A 16,741-nucleotide genomic window follows, 5' to 3' on the forward strand; every position below is an offset into this window, starting at 1 on the left:
TTTGCCCGAAGCGCGCCATGGCTTCTGGCCCACCGATTTCTCCGCCGCCGACGCGGTGCAGGGGCTGAAGGAGTACGGCCAGCTGGAGCTGGCCGCCGATGGCAGCCTGTACTGGCTGGAGTACCGACCGGCTGAAGGCGGCCGTAATGTGCTCTGCCGTTACCTGCCCGAAACACAGCATATCCAGAGCCTGACGCCGGAGGATTTCAGTGTCTGCAGCCGGGTGCATGAGTATGGCGGGCTGAGCTGGTGCCTGGCCGGCGAACAGCTGTACTTCGTCAACAGCCGCGATCAGCAGCTCTGGCGCCAGTCACGGCTGGGCGGCACACCCCATCCGGCCAGTCACGAAACCCAGAGCCGCTTTGCCGCACCCTGCTGGGATCGGCAGCGGAGCCGTCTGTTGGCGGTCGAGGAACTGCATCGGGACAGCGGGGTGGTCAATCGACTGGTGGCGGTCAGCGGCCACAGTGGCGCGGTCGAGGTGCTGCACCAGCAGCATGATTTCTACGGCGCGCCGGTGCTGTCCGATGACGGTCGTCAGTTGGCCTGGGTCAGCTGGGATCATCCCGACCAGCCCTGGACCCGCACACTGCTTTATCGCGCGCGAATCGACCAGGCCGGTCGCCTGTTCGATATTCAGCTGGTGGCCGGTCAGCAGCAACCGCAGGCGCTGACCCAACCGATGTTCGACCGGACCGGACAGCTCTACGCGATTAGTGATCGCGACAACTGGTGGGCGCTTTATCGTTATCCCGAAGGCGCTTCGGCCGGTTCCTCCACCGTCGAAGTTCAACGGTTGCTCGAAGGCGATGCGGCCGAAGATATTGAGTACGCCGCCGCGCCCTGGCAGCTGGGCCAGCGCACGGTCTGCCTGGGCGATGCTGAGGACTGGATCGGCTGCGGCCAGGCCGACGGGCGGGGGCTCTTGCTGCACCATAACTCCGGCCAATGCCGTCGGTTGGCCGAAGACTACAGCCATTTCCGCTGGCCGGTGGCGGCGGCGGGCAAGCTCTATTGCGTGGCCGGTTCGGAAACCCGTTTACCGGCGATCCTGCAGGTCTCGCTCGACGACGGTCGCTGCCGGGTGATCAGCGGTGGCGGCAGGCTGCTGCCGGCCGATGGCGTGTCTCGGCCGGAACATCTCAGCTTTCCGGTTGGTCCACGGGAGCGGGCCTACGCCTTTTTCTACCCGCCAGGCAACGGCCGGATTAATGGTTCCGACAGTCTGCCGCCGCTGTTGATCGTATTGCATGGCGGACCGACCGCCGCCAGCTATCCGGTGCTGAGCCCGATGATCTAGTACTGGACCCAGCGCGGCTTTGCGGTGGCCGACCTCAACTACCGCGGCAGCACCGGCTATGGTCGGGCCTACCGGTTACGTCTGAAGCACAACTGGGGGGTGACCGACGTGGCCGATGCGGCGGCGCTGATCGACCATCTGGCCGAGCAGCGGCTGATCGACCCGCAGCAGGTGTTTATCCGTGGTCACAGTGCCGGCGGCTTTACCACCCTGGCGGCGCTGGCCGGCCACGACCGCTTCCGCGCCGGCGCCAGCCTTTACGGCGTGTCCGATCTGCTGAAATTGCGCGAGCACACACATAAGTTTGAATCGCGCTACCTGGACTGGCTGATCGGTACGCCGCAGCAACAGGCCGAGCATTACAGCCAGCGTTCGCCGCTCAACAGCGCCGACCGGATCCGCTGCCCGGTGATCTTCTTCCAGGGGATGGATGACCCGGTGGTGCCGCTGCAGCAGACCGAGGCGATGGTGGCTGCATTGAAGGCCAATGGCGTAGAGGTCAGCTACCATCTTTTCGTCGGTGAGCAGCACGGTTTCCGTAAGCCGCAGAACCAGCAGCTGGTGCTGGAGGAGGAGCTGGCGTTCTATCGTCGGGCGCTGGACAACGGCTGACAGCGCCTGTCAGGCCGCCGATTGATCTGTGACAACCGGATTACATTTGCCGAACTTGAATGGTTGTTTGGGCCGCAACGGGTTGGGAAGCTGTGCACTTCGCACAGGTCTGTGTTGCAGCGCATATTGAGGAGGCAATCATGAAGGGATTTTCAATCGGCATTATCGGCGGTGGTCACGCGGCGATCGAACTGTTGCATCAACTGATGTCGGCTGAGTTCGTCGAGATCGTCGGCATTGCCGACCTGAAGACGGACGCGCCGGGCATCGAGCTGGCCCGCGCCCACAATATCCGCACCACCAGCCGGATGGCCGATCTGCTGGAGTTGGGCGAACAGGTCGATATCCTGATCGACGTGACCGGCGTGCCGGCGGTGCGTGAGCAGCTGCGCCAGCATATGCAGCAGAGCGACAACCGGCACACGGTGATCATGCACGAGCGGATCTCGGCGCTGATGGTGTCGTTGGCCAAGGGCCAGCTGATCTCGACCCATGATAGCGACTATCGTTACTGAAACCCGCCCGATACCGGGGTGCATCATGCCCCGGTGTTTCTTTTTCGAATGACCCCGTCACCTGAGCCGGCTCAGCCGTAGCCGCTCCCATCAGCGTAGGTTGCCGAACGATCCGTCGCAGCTCGCTTTGTTATGCCCGTGGCTGCCGCGAGCGACCGAATACGGTAGTGGTTTTAAGGTCTGATTGGTCGCGGCTGAAGCCCCTCCTACAAGGGGGGATTTTGGGTGATCCGCAGCAGCCGGCTCCGAGGGCGACATCCGCCGACTACGGCAACCTTGTCGCGGTCAGGGCCCGCTGCTACATGAGGAAGCGGCAAGCGGCAATCTTCAAGCGGCAAGCAGCTGGCCGAACCGGATAGACCGGCACGGTGCCGGTTGATTCGGGGTGCCCCGCTGCTATAGGGGAGGGGACCTGGTGATCCGTAGCAGCCCGCTCCGAGAGCGACCGAATACGGTAGTGGTTTTAAGGTCTGACTGGTCGCGGCTGAAGCCCCTCCTACAAGGGGGGATTTTGGGTGATCCGTAGCAGCCGGCTCCGAGGGCGACATCCACGGACTACGGCAACCTTGTCGCGGTCAGAGCCCGCTGCTACATGAGGAAGTTGCAAGCGGCAAGCAGCTGGCCGAACCGGATAGCCCGGCACGGTGCCGGTTTATTCGGAGTGTCCCGCTGCTATAGGGGAGGGGGACCTGGTGATCCGCAGCAGCCCGCTCCGAGAGCGACCGAATACGGTAGTGGTTTTAAGGTCTGATTGGTCGCGGCTGAAGCCCCTCCTACAAGGGGTGCTTTTGGGTGATCCGTAGCAGCTCGCTCCGAGAGCGACCGAAGTTGGCACTGACTCGCGGATATGGCTGCTTACGACTGAATCCGCCCGGCTGCAGCCTCGGTTACAGATCGGCGATTGGTGACATCGGCGGCCAGATCTTGTCCAGGTTGGCCATCAGGTCACGGTTCTGCTGCGGGCAGACCACGCCCTTGATACTGCAGCCGGGGCTGCCGGCAAGGATCTGCTTGGGGCGGTTCAGGTATTGACCCTCCGGGGTGGTCAGCAGCGTCAGCTCCGGATGGGTGAGGTCGCGGGTGCGGCCGGACACCACCCCCAGTGCGCCGCTGTCCAGCAGCACCATGCTGCCGGGCGAGAAGATGCCGAGCTCCTTGATGAACAGCTGGGCCAACTCTGCGTCGATGGTGTTGCCGCGCTGCTGGAACAGCTCCCGCAACGCCTCCTTGGGCAGCACCCGGTTGCGGTAGGCGCGCGGCCGGATCATCGCCGAGTAGCAGTCGGCGATCGACATCAACCGGCATTCGTAGCTGATCTGGTCGCCGCTCAGTTGGTCCGGGTAGCCACTGCCGTCGATCCGTTCATGATGATGCAGCACCGGCTCCAGCCAGCGCTCCTCGGTGACGCCCTGCTTTTTCAGCAGCTCGTAGGCGCGGCGCGGATGGGCCTTGATGATGTGCTCCTGTTCCGGCGTCAGCGGGCTCTGCTGCGTGTGCAGCTGCTCCTGTATCTGGAACATGCCGATATCGTGGGTCAGTGCCGCGGCGATGATCGGAAAACGGTCCAGCGGACCACGGCCGAGCCGTTTGCTGGCCACTTCGCAGAGGATCGCCGCATGCAGCGGGTGGGCCAGACCGTGCGGCGCGTCTAGGCTCAGTTGCATGGTACCGAGCATGGCGTCGGCATTTTCTTCGCAGACACCCTGGATATCGAACACTAATTGCATGATGCGGCGGGTGAAGGAGCGGTCGTTAGCATCCTCCACCACCTCGTAGGCCGCCTGCAGACGGTTCAGCAGAATCCGCACCAGTTCAACGGTGGTCAGTAGCGGGTTATCCTCTTCGGCGGGTGTTTCGATCGCGGGGATCATCTCGGCGCGCTGCACCAGCCGGTGGGCCCGGTTGGCCAGCAACCGGTCGACTTGTTGCGGGTTCTTGATCACGCTGCCCTGGCGCAACAGCAGGCTGCCGTTGCGGTCATAGACCGGCCAGGGCAGGGGCGCGCCGACCCGCAGATCGCTGCGCTTGAGGAGTTCTTCAACGTGCGAGAGCGGGGCCGGGTTCATGGTGATCGCCTGCCTTGGCAATTTAAGGAAGGGCAACAGGCTACCTAATTACATGTTAGGTAAATTTGACCTATGTCACGAAGTGATCGTTCATTAACCAATTTGCCGATGGGGCGCCTTGATCATGCTCAAGTTGGATCGGTGCCTGGAACGCAGTAATCGATAATGTTCGATATTGTTGCGAGTTTCTGAGGGCGTTAAGCTGGGCGCCGGTGCCGTAATGTCAGGGAGTTGAACAATGTACCAGCCCAGTGAGATTGTCCGTGAGCCGAATCCGCCCCGCCTGGCAGAGCTGGATCTGACCGCCACGATCGCCGACCGTGAACAGTATCTGCGTCGGTTGAAAAAGTGGCAGAAGCGGATGCAGCGGGTACAGCAGGCCTACTACCACCAGAACCGGCGGGCGATCATCGTCTTCGAGGGCTGGGACGCCAGCGGCAAAGGCGGCGCCATCCGCCGGCTGGGTGAGCGGCTCGATCCGCGTGGCTACAAGGTCCATCCGGTCGGCGCGCCCACCGAAGAGGAGCAGGGCCGTCACTACCTGTACCGGTTCCAGAACCGATTGCCGATCCCCGGCACCCTGTCGATCTTCGATCGCTCCTGGTACGGCCGGGTGCTGGTCGAGCGGATCGAGGGCTACGCCAACAAACGGCAATGGCAGCGCGCCTATCAGGAGATCAACGAGTTCGAGCGGATGCTGGTGGATGACGGTGTGCGGATCATCAAACTGTTTTTGCATATCGATTCGCAGGAGCAGCTGCGCCGCTTCCAGGAGCGGCTGAACAACCCCTACAAGCGCTGGAAGCTGACCCACGAGGATATCCGCAACCGTGCCCGTTGGGCCGACTACGAAACGGCGACCGATCAGATGTTCGCCCAGACCAGCACCGAGCAGGCTCCCTGGCGGCTGATATCGGCCAACCACAAGTGGTATGCCCGGGTGGCGGTGCTGAAGACCGTGACCAAGGCACTGGAGAAAGGGGTGGATGTGGTACCGCCGCCGATCGATCCGAAGATGGTGGAAGCCGCCTGGCGCGAACTGGGCCTGAGCGTCGACTGAGTGTTGTTTTCAGCCTGGTAGGGTGGGCACGCTTTATGTGTCCACGCGGCGCTGGTTCCCCTGGTGTAGATGTTCCCTCAAACCCGCGAATTTCAGGACTGCCGTAGCAATGCCTTGGCCACCGGGGCTCGACAAGACTGTGGTTGACCGTCGATTGGCGTTACCGCTCAGTCCTGCAATTGCAGTAGCAATGCTTCGGCCGCCGGGTCCGACAAGACTGCGGTTGACCGTCGATTGGCGTTACCGCTCAGTCCTGCAATTGCAGTAGCAGTGCTTCGGCCGTCGGGTCCGACAAGACTGCGGTTGACCGTCGCTTGGCGTTACCGCTCAATCCTGCAATTGCAGTAGCAATGCTTCGGCCGCCGGGTCCGACAAGACTGCGGTTGACCGTCGATTGGCGTTACCGCTCAGTCCTGCAATTGCAGTAGCAGTGCTTCGGCCACCGGGTCCGACAAGACTGCGGTTGACCGTCGATTGGCGTTACCGCTCAGTCCTGCAATTGCAGTAGCAATGCTTCGGCCACCAGTTCCGACGAGGCCGGGTTCTGGCCGGTGATCAACCGGCCGTCCTGTACCATGAAAGACTGCCAGTCCGGCGCCTTCTCGTAGAGTGCGCCGCGCGCTTTCAGTTCATCCTCCAACAGATAGGGCACCACCGCATCCAGCCCGACCGCGCGCTCCTCGCTGTTGCTGAAGCCGGTCACCTTGAGGCCGCGTAGCAGCGGCTCGCCGTTCTCCTTGCGGGCCTCGAGCAGCACCGCCGGCGCATGACAGACCGCCGCCACCGGCTTGTGCCGGGCCAGGAAGTTTTCGATCAGTGCGATAGAGTGGCTATCCGACTTTAGGTCCCAGAGCGGGCCGTGGCCGCCCGGATAAAACAGCCCGTCGAACCGGTCGGCGCTGACCTGATCCAGCGGCAGTGTTTCGGCCAGTAGCTGCTTGGCTGCCGGGTCCGCCGCCAGGCGGCGGGTCGCCTCGGTCTGGGCGTCGGCTTGCTCGCTTTTCGGATCGACCGGTGCCGGGCCGCCAGCCGGCGAGGCCAGCGTAATGTCGGCGCCGGCTTCCTTCAGCAGGTAGTAGGGCGCGGCAAACTCCTCGGCCCAGAAGCCGGTTTTCTCGCCGCTGTCACCCAGTTGGTCGTGCGAGGTCAGTACCATCAGGATCTTCATGGTGGACACCTTCAAGTTGGCAATTCGGGCCGGTTGCCTGCCCCCACTGGCCTGAAAACGATATGAGCGTAGGGGCATCGGCTGCTCTGTCCTACACTGTAGAAGATCGACTGCCCTCCGACGCGACAGGCAGGTAAATCCGAACGGCCATCGAGCTGTAGGCCAGACGTGCTTATCTTCTTCACTAAGCGCAAACGAACTACAGGAGGTGGCACCATGCGTGACTCCGACAAGCCGACCCCGGCCGAACAGCAACCGCTCGATTCCACGGCAGCCTCGCGGCGCGGTTTCCTGCGCGGCATGGGCGGGGCAACCCTGGCATCGCTGCTGGGGGTGAGCGCGATCCCCTATCTGCGCAATCTGCCGGACGGGTTGATCCCGGTGGCACTGGCCGACGAGGCGGCCAACGTCACCCTGGCCGGCAAGGAGGGGCTGGTGGTCCTGAACGATCGGCCGGTCAACGCCGAAACGCCACCCCACCTGCTGGACGATGCCACCACCCCGACCGCCCGCCACTTTATCCGCAACAACGGCATCCCGCCGGCCAATATGGATGCCGACAGCTGGCAGCTGACCGTCGACGGTCTGGTCAACAAGCCGCTTCAGCTGAGCATCGCGGATCTGAAGAAAAACTTCGAAGTGATCACCCGCGAGCTGGTGATCGAGTGCGGCGGTAACGGCCGGGCGTTCTTCAATCCGCCGGCCAGCGGCAACCAGTGGACTTACGGTGCGGTGGCCTGTGCCAGCTGGACCGGCGTGCGGCTGGCCGACGTGCTGAAAGTGGTGGGCATCAAGCCCGGCGTGGTCTACACCGCCCATTATGGCGCCGACACGCACCTGTCGGGGCAAGCCGGCAAACTGCCGATCTCCCGTGGCGTGCCGATCGCCAAGGCGATGGGCGACGAGAACCTGATCGCCTTCGCGATGAACGGTGCGCCCCTGCACCCGATGAACGGGGCGCCGCTGCGGCTGGTGATTCCCGGCTGGCCCGGCTCCTGTTCGCAGAAGTGGCTGACCCGCATTCAGTTGCGTGACCAGGTGCATGACGGGCCGAAGATGACCGGCACCTCCTACCGGGTGCCGAACCGGCCGGTGGCGCCGGGCGAGAAGGTCGACAAGAAGGATTTCGTGATCATCGAGCGGATGCCGGTCAAGTCGCTGATCACCCACCCGGCCACCGGCAGCGAAGTGAGCGGCCGCTCGCTGGAGGTGCGCGGCCACGCCTGGGCCGGCGACCGCGAGGTGAGGTCGGTGATGCTGTCGATCGACTTCGGCGCCAGCTGGCTGGAAGCCGAGCTGAGCGAGCCGGTCAATCCTGCCGCCTGGCAGCATTTCCGCGCCCAGCTGGAGTTCCCGCAGGCCGGCTACTACGAGATCTGGGCCAGGGCGACCGACAGTGACGGCGTCAGTCAGCCGTTCGCCATCGCCTGGAACCCGAAAGGCTATCTCAATAACAGCTACCACCGGGTGGCGGTGCGAGTTGCTTAAGGAAGGGTGGAGATGGCGAATCAGTCGATGATTGACCGGGTGGTGGCGTGGCCAGTGCCGCGGCCGCTGTTATTGCTCCGGGGGCTGCTGTTGTGGGCAGTGATCGCAACCAGCGCAACCGCCGCTACGGAGCAGGCTGAGCAGTCGCCATCAACCGGGGCAACGCTGAACGCGCCGGGGGCGCTGCTGGCGTTGGTCTGCAATGCCTGCCACAGCCTGCAGGCCGGTGCGCCACACAAACTGGGGCCGAATCTCTGGAACCTGATCGGTCGACCGGTGGCCTCCGCCGCCGGCTTCGACTACTCGCCGGCCATGAAGGCGCTTGGCGGTCATTGGAGTGCCGAGCGACTGGACGGCTACCTGAAAGATCCGGCCGGCTTTGCGCCCGGCAACCGGATGGCATTTGCCGGCCTGCCGGATCAAAGCCAGCGCAAGGCACTGATCGCTTATCTGGCGACCCTGTCCGATCAGCCGCCGGCTGTTAAGCAAGGCCAAGAGGCCGATGGTACGACTCCCTTCGACTACGGCGGCTTGCCGCCGGGCGAGGGGCGGGAGCTGGTGTATGGGCGCTGTTCCGCCTGCCACTCGCTGATGCTGGTCAAGCAGCAGGGGCTCAGTCGTGAGCGATGGCAGTACACCCTTGAGTGGATGGTCGAGGAGCAGGGGATGGAGCCGCTGGCGGAGGAACAGCTGAAGCAGCTGCTCGATTACCTGAGCGAACACTATGGCGAAACGTCCCGCTGAAAATATCGGCGCGGAAGGCCGGTATCAGGCGGCCGTCGATTAAGCATTTATTGAGGTCAGAACAATGAAGACCGTAGTCAACTTTGAATTCCCGATAGAGCCGTTCAATACATTGGTGCGTAACGGCACGGCAGGTCAGCTGCTGGAAGAGGTTCTGGAGGAGATCAAGCCGGAGGCGGTGTATTTCTATGCGCCGCATGGCTGTCGTGGCGGCACCATGGTGGTTGACCTGGCCGACCCGTCGCAGATCCCGTCGATCGCCGAGCCGCTGTTTCTGAAGTTCGACGCCAAGTGCCAGTTCTATCCGGCCATGACGCCGGAAGCGCTGGCCGACGCCGGCCTGGCGGAGCTGGGCAAACGCTGGGGCTGAGTTTTTACAAGCTGCCCATAACGCTCGATTTGTACTAGGCTGTACCGATATCCGTTGCCGGCCCTCGGCAACGGTTGGCCCGGCTCAACGCCGTACCCGCTGGCCGTCTGGTCGGTCAGCAGAGTTCTGTCGCATGGAAGCGAGTATCGAATCCCCTCAATATTCCCTTCCGTAAATATGATCATTGCCTCGTGGCCGGATACCGGCGCCTGGCGGTTGTTCCTGTCGGAACAATGCGCTGGATAGGAACCGTCTGCTAGGGTTTCCGCCCCTATCTAGCCGAGCAGGGACTGAGAAAGCTCAAGGAGTGAACGATGACCACGATTACCCTGACCGAAGGTCAACGCAAAGCCATCAAAGAGGATATGGAAAACCAGGTTGAGATGCTCTCCGACGACGAGGTGGAGGTGCTGGCGTCGAAACTGAATGAGCAGATCGATATTCCCTTTATCAAGGAAGGTACTGAACAAACGATACTGGTGAAAACGGTCAAAAGGTTTGATCGTCTGCTGTACCAGAACCTGCCGAACGAACTGTACGGTTTGGTAAAACATTCACGGGACGGTATATCCGATACCGATGCGGCTGAGCTGGAATCGATACTCGGCAGCAGGCTGAACAAGAAGTTCGACATCCCCTATCTGCCGGAAGCGATCGAGCAGCATATTTTCGAACTGCTGGTCGGGCTGGTGGTGACGGCGATGCGCAAGGAGTTCAGCATCATCAATCAACCCGCTTAACCCGCTGGAGCGGCAGCCCCGTTCAAAGCGGCGCTGAAGCGGACTAAAACCCGGGATTTGAAGCACAAATCCCGGGTTTTTTATGCAATTACAGCTGCCGCTTGCCGGCCGGGCCTATTCAGATTGCTCGCGTTGTTCGGCATCGCGGATCAGTTCCGACGCCTTGGTCTTCAGCGCGGCGGCGATCAGGCGCAGGGTTTTATAGGACGGCTGCCGGTTGCCGCGTTCGATATTGGAAATATAGGTGCGGTCCACCTCGCACTGTTCGGCCAGTTGCTCCTGGGACAGCTCCGCTTCCACACGTTGAACCTTGATTGCCTTGCCTAATGCCTTTTCCGGGGTCATAGCGCCTCCTGCCAGATACTCGCTAAGGCTCGCTAATCGCTCCGAACGGAACTACAGACTAATTGACTCTTTAGGTGTCTATATGTCACTTTTAGTAAATTCTAGTCATTCTAGGTGACTATTAGAGCGAAAGACCGTAATGGAAATGAGCACAGGGAGGTATTGGATGCACGGTAAAGAAGAGTTACATGACGCGATCTTGATCCAGATCGATAAGTTGCAGGCATTGAGCAATGTCTGGATAAACATCGAATTCACCGAGTACAACCCGTCACCCGCAGTCCGTGCCCACTATGCGATGGCCATCGACGATATGCTGGAGCGGTTGAAGGAGATGATCGAACGCCTGCATCGGCAGCGCGAAGGCGGTTCAGCGACGGCCAAGCCGACAGCGCATTAGCATCCTGTGGCTCTGGCGCACTGTAGGGGGGCTCTGGTTGGTTGTAGGGTTGGCTCCGGCCGACCAGGAGCCCGCAGGGCTCCACTTATGGGTAAACCGCCTGTGGCGGTGGCGCACTGAACTGCGCCCTACAGGATTAAGCCAACCGCCGGCCAAACTGCACCCGGTACTGCAGCGGCGACAACTGTAGGTACTTGCGGAAGTTATGGCGCAGGGTCACGGCGTTGTCGAAACCGGCCAGGGTGGCGATCTGCTCCACCGACAGCTCGGTCCCCTCCAGCAGCTGCTTGGCCAGCTCGATCCGCTGCTGGCTCAGCCACTCATTGGGCGTCATGTTCAGCGAGGCGCGAAACTTGCGGTCGAAGGTCCGGCGCGACATATTGGCCCGCTCGGCCAACTGGTCGACGCTGATGCCGGCCGACAGGTTCTGCACCGCCCAGTCCAGGGTTTCGGCGAACTGGCTGGGCCGCTGCATCAGCGGCGTTTCGACGAACTGCGACTGGCCGCCGCTGCGGTGGGCTGCCATCACCAGCCGGCGCGCCACCTGGTTGGCGATCTGGTAGCCAAACTGGTCGCGAATCACCGCGATACCCAGGTCCAGTGCCGCCGAACTGCCGGCGGCGCAGCCGAGCCGGCCGTCATAGACGTAGAGCACATCCTCCACATAATCGACCGCCGTGAAGCGCTGCTTGAACCGCTCGGCATAACGCCAGTGGGTGGTGGCCTGGCGGTTGTCCAGCAGCCCGCTATAGCCCAACAGGAAGGCGCCGGAGCAGAAGCTGATCACCATACCGCCCCGTGCGTACAGTGCGCGAATCTCTTCAACCAGCCGCTCACTGGGCTGGCGATCCACCGGCCAGCTTGGCACCACCAGCATCTGGTAATCCGCCAGACTGTCGACGGCCGTCACCTGCAGCTGGATATCGGCGGTGGCGCCCAGCGCGCCCCGCTCGAAACTGACCACCTCGGCCCGGTACCAGTCGTCGAACTCCGGCCGGGGCAGGGCGAACAGTTCCACCGCGCAGCCGAGCTCGAACAGAGCCGTGCCGTCATACGCCAGTATCGCAACCCGCTTCATGGCGCTTGCCCCCTTTTTAAATATCGAAAAAGAATTCGAAGAAAAGCTCGAAGAAGAGCTCGAAAAAACTGAAAAACACTAAAAGAAGTTGGCTTGATATTATCGAATGTCGTCTTTCAAGCCAATGGCCAGAGTCTCCGGCTACCGGCAATAATGGTGGCCACAGATGTTCATAAAGCAAACGAACAAGAAAACAAAAACGAAAGGAGGCTCCATGTCATCCACCGTATCCCGACCGGCCGCCGCGCCGAGCGACGAAGCCCTGGTCCACTTCGAATCCCTGCTGCGCTTCGAAACCGACTGCTGGGATGTCCACCATGCGCTGACCAACAACCGGCAGGACTTCGTGCTGCTGGATGTACGCGGTGATGAAGCCTTTAAATGCGGCCATGTGGACGGCGCGATCAGCCTGCCGCACCCGCGGATCAACGAGGCCGCGCTGGCGGAGTACCCGGCCGATACCCTGTTCGTGGTGTACTGCGCCGGCCCGCACTGCAACGCCACCGAGAAAGCCGCTATCCGGCTGGCCAAACTGGGCCGCCCGGTCAAGAAGATGATCGGCGGCGTCACCGGCTGGCTGGACGAAGGCTTCAGTCTGGTGAGCCAAAGTTGAGCTGCGAAACGGCAATCCGGGTGCGTGACGCCCGGACGGAGGATTGCGACGCGCTGCTGACACTGATGCGGCAGCTGGCCCGGTTCGAGGGCTACGAGGACCAGTTCCGGGTCACCGCCGCCGATCTGCTCGAGCGTGGCGGCCGGGGCGACTTTCACGCGCTGGTGGCCGACAGCGGCCAGGGGCTGGCGGGGATGCTGGTCTACTACTTCCAGCCGTTCAGCTACGACCTCACCCCCTGGCTGGTGATCAAGGAACTCTATATCGACGCCCGCTACCGAGGCCAGGGGCTCGGCAGCCAGCTGATGCAAGCCGCCGCCCAACGCTGCCAGGCCGCCGGCGGCAGCCGGATGCGCTGGGATGTACTGACCGACAACCAACCGGCGCGGGCGTTCTACGAATCGCTGGGCGCGGAACCGCAATGCCAGTGGCAAGGGTATCAGATTAGCGGTGATGCGCTGCTGCAACTGGCGGAAACTGGTGCAGGCTGACGCGATTATTTTAATAACCGATATCACTTTCTCAGTGAACCACCGAAAAGTCCTTTCCGATTCTACTCGGAGAGGGCTTTTTCTTTTTTGGGCTATCTGCGTCGTACACAGCCTAAGCTGAAATTATTCTTAAACAAACGCTAAAAATATGGATGTCTATCCAGTTGGTTTGGCTGTGTATCCTGTTTGTGCGTCAAATATTTATTGATCTGCCACCAAAGAGGCATGAATCGCGCTGGAAGCTCGTGGAAAACTGTTGCAGAATCAAACAGATGGATAGCGGGGCGGGTAGATAGTGAGACCCCGTATAATGCGGATATGAAGCATGCGTGGTTTGCAAGGAAGCAGATATCGAACACTCCTTAGTATCTCCTTCCTTTTCAATCGGTTATCTCTACCTATGCGCAGTCTTGTATGGGGAGATATACGGCATGTTGTATATGCAAATGTTATAAATTTGCTTAACTCAGTTGGAAAAGAGAAATAAATTGGAAATCCATGAATTAAAGAAGGTCTTCACTCCTAGTAGACCTGCAAGAGTAACGTTTGTAGATCGCGATGAATTCAACGATGATATCGTTACCGCACTAGAGCTTCCTGGAACTCAATTGGTTGTGTTTGGACACACGGGTTCTGGAAAAAGTACGTTAGTTCAAAACCTTCTACATCGAGTGTATGAGAAACAAATAACTACCAATTGCATGAAAGGCATGACATTTGAAGAGGTTGTTCTAGATGCTTTTGATGAGTTGGGTGAGTTTTACATTGATGAGGTAACCAATAATGTTAAATCATCAATCAATGGTAGAGCTAAAGCTAATTATTTAGCTATTCAAACTCAGCTCCAAGCCAGTATTGAAAGCGGTCAAGCTCATAAACAAAAACGTTACTTGCCACCACAATTAACACCTCAGAGGTTAGCTAAACTTCTCGGTGAGGCTGGATATTGCTGGGTGCTTGAAGATTTTCATAAAATTGAGGGTGAAGAGAAAGAGAAGTTAGCACAAATGATGAAAGTGTTTGTTAACTTGTCTGATGAGCACGAAGATTTGAAAGTTATTGCAATCGGCGCTGTAAATTCAGCAAGGGAGGTTGTGGAAACTGATGCAGAAATGAATACCAGAATTTCTGAATTTCAAGTTCATTTAATGAACAATGATGAAATACGAGAAATAATCAAAAAAGGTTGTAAAGCCTTAAATATAATCATTCCTGAAAGATTACAAGATGAAATCATCCATTACTCTAATGGTCTTGGATCCATTTGCCACAAGCTTTGTTATTTTATGTGTGATGCTGCACTTGTAAAGGAAACGGTTCCCCAGCCTATTGAATTTGACTACAACGATCTCAAAGAAGCTTTGAAGCGGTATATTAAAAGTGTAGAAGACACTATTAAAAAATCGTTCGACAAGGCGATGAAGGTTCCCTCAACGGAAAACACTTTGCGTATCGTTGCTCATCAGGAACAGGATGGTGCTCAGCTTGAGGCTCTACATGACTGGGCTGCAGAACACCATATAAAAATATCTAAGAATAAACTCAAAACAGATCTGGCAAAGTTGGAAAAAGAAGACTTCGGTGAGCTGATTAAGTTCGATGAAAATTCTTGGAAATATAGTTTTTCAAATCCATTTTATGGTGCGTTTGCATTGGCTTATTTCGAAGAGCAAGACAAGAAAATGCATTCTGCCAAGAAAAAGTCTCAAAAAGAAATGATGCAACTGCTTAATGAAGCCTTCAAGACATTTTCTAGTAATGTTGCACCGGAAGACGGAAACTAAAAATTCTAACATAGCATTTAAGAGTAACTCCCAACGCTTAGAAAGTGAGGTCAGATGAAGATTTTTGGTTTGGGCGGAAAGTGGGGTCAGGCGGAAAGTGGGGTCAGATGAGACTTTCATACAGTTGGTTTGGCTACGTGACTGGTTTGCAGGTGAAATTTTCATTGACCTGACATCAAAGAGGCACGAATTGTGCTGGAAGCTCGTGGAAAAATGTTTCAGAATCAAGCAGATGGAATACGGGGCCGGGTAGCTAGAGAGGACTCCGTATACTGCAGATATGAAGCATGCATGATTTGCAAGGAAGCAGATATCGAACATTTATCATTATCACCTTCCTTCTCAATCGTCTATATCTGGCTATGTGTTTTCTGGTATGGGGGATATTCAGTGTTTTATGTATGCAGATGTTATGCGTCGCTATTTTTATGGTTTATTGATATCACAATAGAATGGTAAATTTAAAATCATATAAAAAGGAGGTCTTCGTGAAAATATTATGCCTGTCGGCTGTGGTTGTTGTTTCAGGATGTGCTAATTTGTCAACTCCAAAGGCTCAATGGGCTGAGTACAAGGATCTTGATTTCGAGACGATTGTTGCGGAAATTTATAGGTCGGAAAGTAGTAATGAAAAATATTTCGAAGAAAACCTTCTGCCTATTAATTCCCAGTTGTACGCGATGATAAAAGCGAGGAAAGAGGTTGGTTTACCCGTAGATGATTTGGTTGAAAGTAGAAAAAAATATTTCAAAAGCTTGATGGAAGATAAGTATAGATATTTCTCATATGTCTATTTGTCGGAATACGACAAGAATAAAAGTGGGTTCTCGCTAAAATCGACTCAAATGACACTTAAGAATCATGATGTTCTGTATTTACAGCAGTGCTTTAAGAATCAGGGATGTCACACGTATATACCAAATGATTTTGGTGTTGTGAGAGCGGATGTCGATTTGAATGTAGATAATTTTTATTTGCCAATGAAGAAAGAATATGCTGGTAATTTTTTATTTTCTGCCAGGTACTCTAATTCAACCAGTGGTGAACCGAAGAATATTAAGATACCAGCAATGTATGTTGTTAGTTTTCAAAGGTGTGTGATCAGTGCTTCTGCAAACAAAGTCGCAAAATGTCAAGTGAAAATTGAAGATGTCTTTTTGTATGATAAAAATTCCTTAAATATCTATGATCAGCCAATTGGTGTTTTAACGCACTTGAGAGGAGTGTGACTTGTATATTTTTTGCAATATCAAGCCGTGGTTAGAAACTGGGGTCAAATGAAACTTTCTTGTTCTGGAATAAGTGGGGTCAGATGAAACTTTCTGTAAAAGAAATAGGGATTAAATAATGTATGAGATGCTGGTTGGGCTTGAGGTTTCGGATCGAGAAGTTTATACAAAGTACCGGGAGGCGATGAAGCCGATTTTGGTTAACTATGGCGGTGGCTTTGGTTTCGATTTTGTCGTATCCGAAGTGCTGCTTTCCCAGGTGGATGAACCGATAAATCGAGTGTTTACCATAACTTTCCCTAGTCAATCTGCAATGGATAGCTTCTTTGCTGATGCAGAATATCAGCAAGTCAAAGAGCAGTACTTTGTTCACTCTGTCCGTAATACAACGATCATCGCCAGCTATGAAAAAAATGCTTAGTCGTTTGTTCCAGAAAAGTAGGGCAGATGAAACGTTCCTGTTCAATCTCTAGGCCCGCACAGAGTGCTGCACGGGCTGTGCCTCGAGGGTGTTCATAGTTCTGTGTCAGCGTAAATCACAGGTCCACATATTGATCCACCCTGCCCGGGAAGTGGATGGTCAACTGGGATAGCGTCAGATTCCAGTTTTGTACTGGATGCGTCCACTTCTCGGAGGCCTTCAGCATCCCCGCATACAGCAGCTTCAACAAGCTGGTCTCGTTGGCGAAGCCGCCCTTGGTTTTAGTCAGTTTGCGGAACTGGCGGTGTACCGCCTCG

General features: G+C 57.3%; 17 protein-coding genes and 2 pseudogenes. 14 read left to right on the forward strand and 5 right to left on the reverse strand.

From position 1 onward, the window contains the following. Position 1: 1 nt before the first annotated feature. The 3 genes and pseudogenes from K6T12_RS13525 to K6T12_RS13535 all read left to right on the forward strand — a co-directional run bounded on the left by K6T12_RS13525 (position 2) and on the right by K6T12_RS13535 (position 2,427). Entirely contained in the window at positions 2-1,300 is a 1,299-nt protein-coding gene (locus K6T12_RS13525; RefSeq protein ID WP_222223379.1) for a hypothetical protein, read from the forward strand. A 15-nt stretch (positions 1,301-1,315) separates the two neighbouring features. Beyond that, a pseudogene (locus K6T12_RS13530) lies at positions 1,316-1,912 on the forward strand (S9 family peptidase); the annotation flags it as partial. 140 nt (positions 1,913-2,052) lie between these two features. Continuing rightward, positions 2,053-2,427: a hypothetical protein gene (locus tag K6T12_RS13535; RefSeq protein WP_222223383.1), complete on the forward strand. Its 375-nt coding sequence runs from the start codon at positions 2,053-2,055 to the stop codon at positions 2,425-2,427. An 887-nt stretch (positions 2,428-3,314) separates the two neighbouring features. Here the strand turns inward: K6T12_RS13535 and K6T12_RS13540 are convergent. Further along, positions 3,315-4,493 carry an HD-GYP domain-containing protein gene (locus tag K6T12_RS13540; protein WP_222223384.1) on the reverse strand — a complete coding sequence of 393 codons (1,179 nt, stop codon included), beginning with the start codon at positions 4,491-4,493 and terminating at the stop codon, positions 3,315-3,317. A 238-nt stretch (positions 4,494-4,731) separates the two neighbouring features. Here K6T12_RS13540 and K6T12_RS13545 point away from each other — a divergent pair, with 238 nt between their 5' ends. Then, positions 4,732-5,553, forward strand: a complete 822-nt coding sequence (locus tag K6T12_RS13545; RefSeq protein ID WP_222223386.1) for a polyphosphate kinase 2 family protein — start codon at positions 4,732-4,734, stop codon at positions 5,551-5,553. 487 nt (positions 5,554-6,040) lie between these two features. Here K6T12_RS13545 and K6T12_RS13550 read toward each other — a convergent pair whose 3' ends face one another. Beyond that, positions 6,041-6,721 carry a type 1 glutamine amidotransferase domain-containing protein gene (locus K6T12_RS13550; protein ID WP_222223388.1) on the reverse strand — a complete coding sequence of 227 codons (681 nt, stop codon included), beginning with the start codon at positions 6,719-6,721 and terminating at the stop codon, positions 6,041-6,043. A gap of 216 nt (positions 6,722-6,937) precedes the next feature. Between K6T12_RS13550 and K6T12_RS13555 the strand changes: the two genes are divergently transcribed. The 4 genes from K6T12_RS13555 (at position 6,938) to K6T12_RS13570 (ending at position 10,063) form a co-directional block, all read left to right on the forward strand. After that, positions 6,938-8,209, forward strand: a complete 1,272-nt coding sequence (locus K6T12_RS13555; protein ID WP_222223390.1) for a sulfite oxidase — start codon at positions 6,938-6,940, stop codon at positions 8,207-8,209. Between the two features lie 12 nt (positions 8,210-8,221). Continuing rightward, complete coding sequence (locus K6T12_RS13560) at positions 8,222-8,953, forward strand: c-type cytochrome (protein WP_222223392.1); 732 nt, start codon at positions 8,222-8,224, stop codon at positions 8,951-8,953. Positions 8,954-9,017: 64 nt separating this feature from the next. Further along, positions 9,018-9,323, forward strand: coding sequence for a panthothenate synthetase (locus tag K6T12_RS13565; protein WP_222223394.1), 306 nt, complete (start codon positions 9,018-9,020; stop codon positions 9,321-9,323). 314 nt (positions 9,324-9,637) lie between these two features. Next, the gene (locus K6T12_RS13570) at positions 9,638-10,063 is read left to right on the forward strand and encodes a hypothetical protein (RefSeq protein WP_222223396.1); all 426 of its coding nucleotides are present in this window, start codon (positions 9,638-9,640) and stop codon (positions 10,061-10,063) included. 114 nt (positions 10,064-10,177) lie between these two features. Here K6T12_RS13570 and K6T12_RS13575 read toward each other — a convergent pair whose 3' ends face one another. After that, positions 10,178-10,408 carry a helix-turn-helix domain-containing protein gene (locus tag K6T12_RS13575; protein WP_222223398.1) on the reverse strand — a complete coding sequence of 77 codons (231 nt, stop codon included), beginning with the start codon at positions 10,406-10,408 and terminating at the stop codon, positions 10,178-10,180. A gap of 166 nt (positions 10,409-10,574) precedes the next feature. On the opposite strand from K6T12_RS13575, the gene K6T12_RS13580 reads away from it, so the two are divergent. Beyond that, a complete protein-coding gene (locus K6T12_RS13580) occupies positions 10,575-10,808 on the forward strand; it encodes a hypothetical protein (protein ID WP_222223400.1) in 234 nt (77 codons plus the stop codon). 136 nt (positions 10,809-10,944) lie between these two features. Here the strand turns inward: K6T12_RS13580 and K6T12_RS13585 are convergent, their stop codons facing one another. Next, the gene (locus K6T12_RS13585; RefSeq protein WP_222223402.1) at positions 10,945-11,886 is read right to left on the reverse strand and encodes a helix-turn-helix domain-containing protein; all 942 of its coding nucleotides are present in this window, start codon (positions 11,884-11,886) and stop codon (positions 10,945-10,947) included. 214 nt (positions 11,887-12,100) lie between these two features. Here K6T12_RS13585 and K6T12_RS13590 point away from each other — a divergent pair, with 214 nt between their 5' ends. The 5 genes from K6T12_RS13590 to K6T12_RS13610 all read left to right on the forward strand — a co-directional run bounded on the left by K6T12_RS13590 (position 12,101) and on the right by K6T12_RS13610 (position 16,424). Continuing rightward, complete coding sequence (locus K6T12_RS13590; protein ID WP_222223404.1) at positions 12,101-12,499, forward strand: rhodanese-like domain-containing protein; 399 nt, start codon at positions 12,101-12,103, stop codon at positions 12,497-12,499. Beyond that, complete coding sequence (locus tag K6T12_RS13595) at positions 12,496-12,990, forward strand: GNAT family N-acetyltransferase (RefSeq protein ID WP_222223406.1); 495 nt, start codon at positions 12,496-12,498, stop codon at positions 12,988-12,990. Before K6T12_RS13590 ends, K6T12_RS13595 begins: the two co-directional genes overlap by 4 nt. Positions 12,991-13,478: 488 nt before the next feature. Further along, positions 13,479-14,774, forward strand: coding sequence for an AAA family ATPase (locus K6T12_RS13600; protein WP_222223408.1), 1,296 nt, complete (start codon positions 13,479-13,481; stop codon positions 14,772-14,774). 488 nt (positions 14,775-15,262) lie between these two features. Beyond that, positions 15,263-16,003, forward strand: a complete 741-nt coding sequence (locus K6T12_RS13605) for a hypothetical protein (RefSeq protein ID WP_222223410.1) — start codon at positions 15,263-15,265, stop codon at positions 16,001-16,003. 118 nt (positions 16,004-16,121) lie between these two features. Continuing rightward, positions 16,122-16,424 carry a DUF1330 domain-containing protein gene (locus K6T12_RS13610; protein WP_255611725.1) on the forward strand — a complete coding sequence of 101 codons (303 nt, stop codon included), beginning with the start codon at positions 16,122-16,124 and terminating at the stop codon, positions 16,422-16,424. Between the two features lie 115 nt (positions 16,425-16,539). On the opposite strand, the pseudogene K6T12_RS13615 reads toward K6T12_RS13610, so the two are convergent. Continuing rightward, positions 16,540-16,741 (reverse strand): annotated as a pseudogene (locus K6T12_RS13615) (IS256 family transposase); the annotation flags it as partial.

This window comes from Marinobacterium arenosum (assembly GCF_019795155.1).
GTDB lineage: Bacteria > Pseudomonadota > Gammaproteobacteria > Pseudomonadales > Balneatricaceae > Marinobacterium_C > Marinobacterium_C arenosum.

Bases quoted from the DNA above. Each gene is read 5' to 3' on its own strand.
- K6T12_RS13580 (WP_222223400.1), top strand. From the start codon at position 10,575: ATGCACGGTAAAGAAGAGTTACATGACGCGATCTTGATCCAGATCGAT.
- K6T12_RS13610 (WP_255611725.1), top strand. From the start codon at position 16,122: ATGTATGAGATGCTGGTTGGGCTTGAGGTTTCGGATCGAGAAGTTTAT.
- K6T12_RS13560 (WP_222223392.1), top strand. From the start codon at position 8,222: ATGGCGAATCAGTCGATGATTGACCGGGTGGTGGCGTGGCCAGTGCCG.
- K6T12_RS13550 (WP_222223388.1), bottom strand. From the start codon at position 6,721: ATGAAGATCCTGATGGTACTGACCTCGCACGACCAACTGGGTGACAGC.
- K6T12_RS13540 (WP_222223384.1), bottom strand. From the start codon at position 4,493: ATGAACCCGGCCCCGCTCTCGCACGTTGAAGAACTCCTCAAGCGCAGC.
- K6T12_RS13585 (WP_222223402.1), bottom strand. From the start codon at position 11,886: ATGAAGCGGGTTGCGATACTGGCGTATGACGGCACGGCTCTGTTCGAG.
- K6T12_RS13590 (WP_222223404.1), top strand. From the start codon at position 12,101: ATGTCATCCACCGTATCCCGACCGGCCGCCGCGCCGAGCGACGAAGCC.
- K6T12_RS13545 (WP_222223386.1), top strand. From the start codon at position 4,732: ATGTACCAGCCCAGTGAGATTGTCCGTGAGCCGAATCCGCCCCGCCTG.
- K6T12_RS13555 (WP_222223390.1), top strand. From the start codon at position 6,938: ATGCGTGACTCCGACAAGCCGACCCCGGCCGAACAGCAACCGCTCGAT.
- K6T12_RS13570 (WP_222223396.1), top strand. From the start codon at position 9,638: ATGACCACGATTACCCTGACCGAAGGTCAACGCAAAGCCATCAAAGAG.
- K6T12_RS13535 (WP_222223383.1), top strand. From the start codon at position 2,053: ATGAAGGGATTTTCAATCGGCATTATCGGCGGTGGTCACGCGGCGATC.
- K6T12_RS13575 (WP_222223398.1), bottom strand. From the start codon at position 10,408: ATGACCCCGGAAAAGGCATTAGGCAAGGCAATCAAGGTTCAACGTGTG.
- K6T12_RS13565 (WP_222223394.1), top strand. From the start codon at position 9,018: ATGAAGACCGTAGTCAACTTTGAATTCCCGATAGAGCCGTTCAATACA.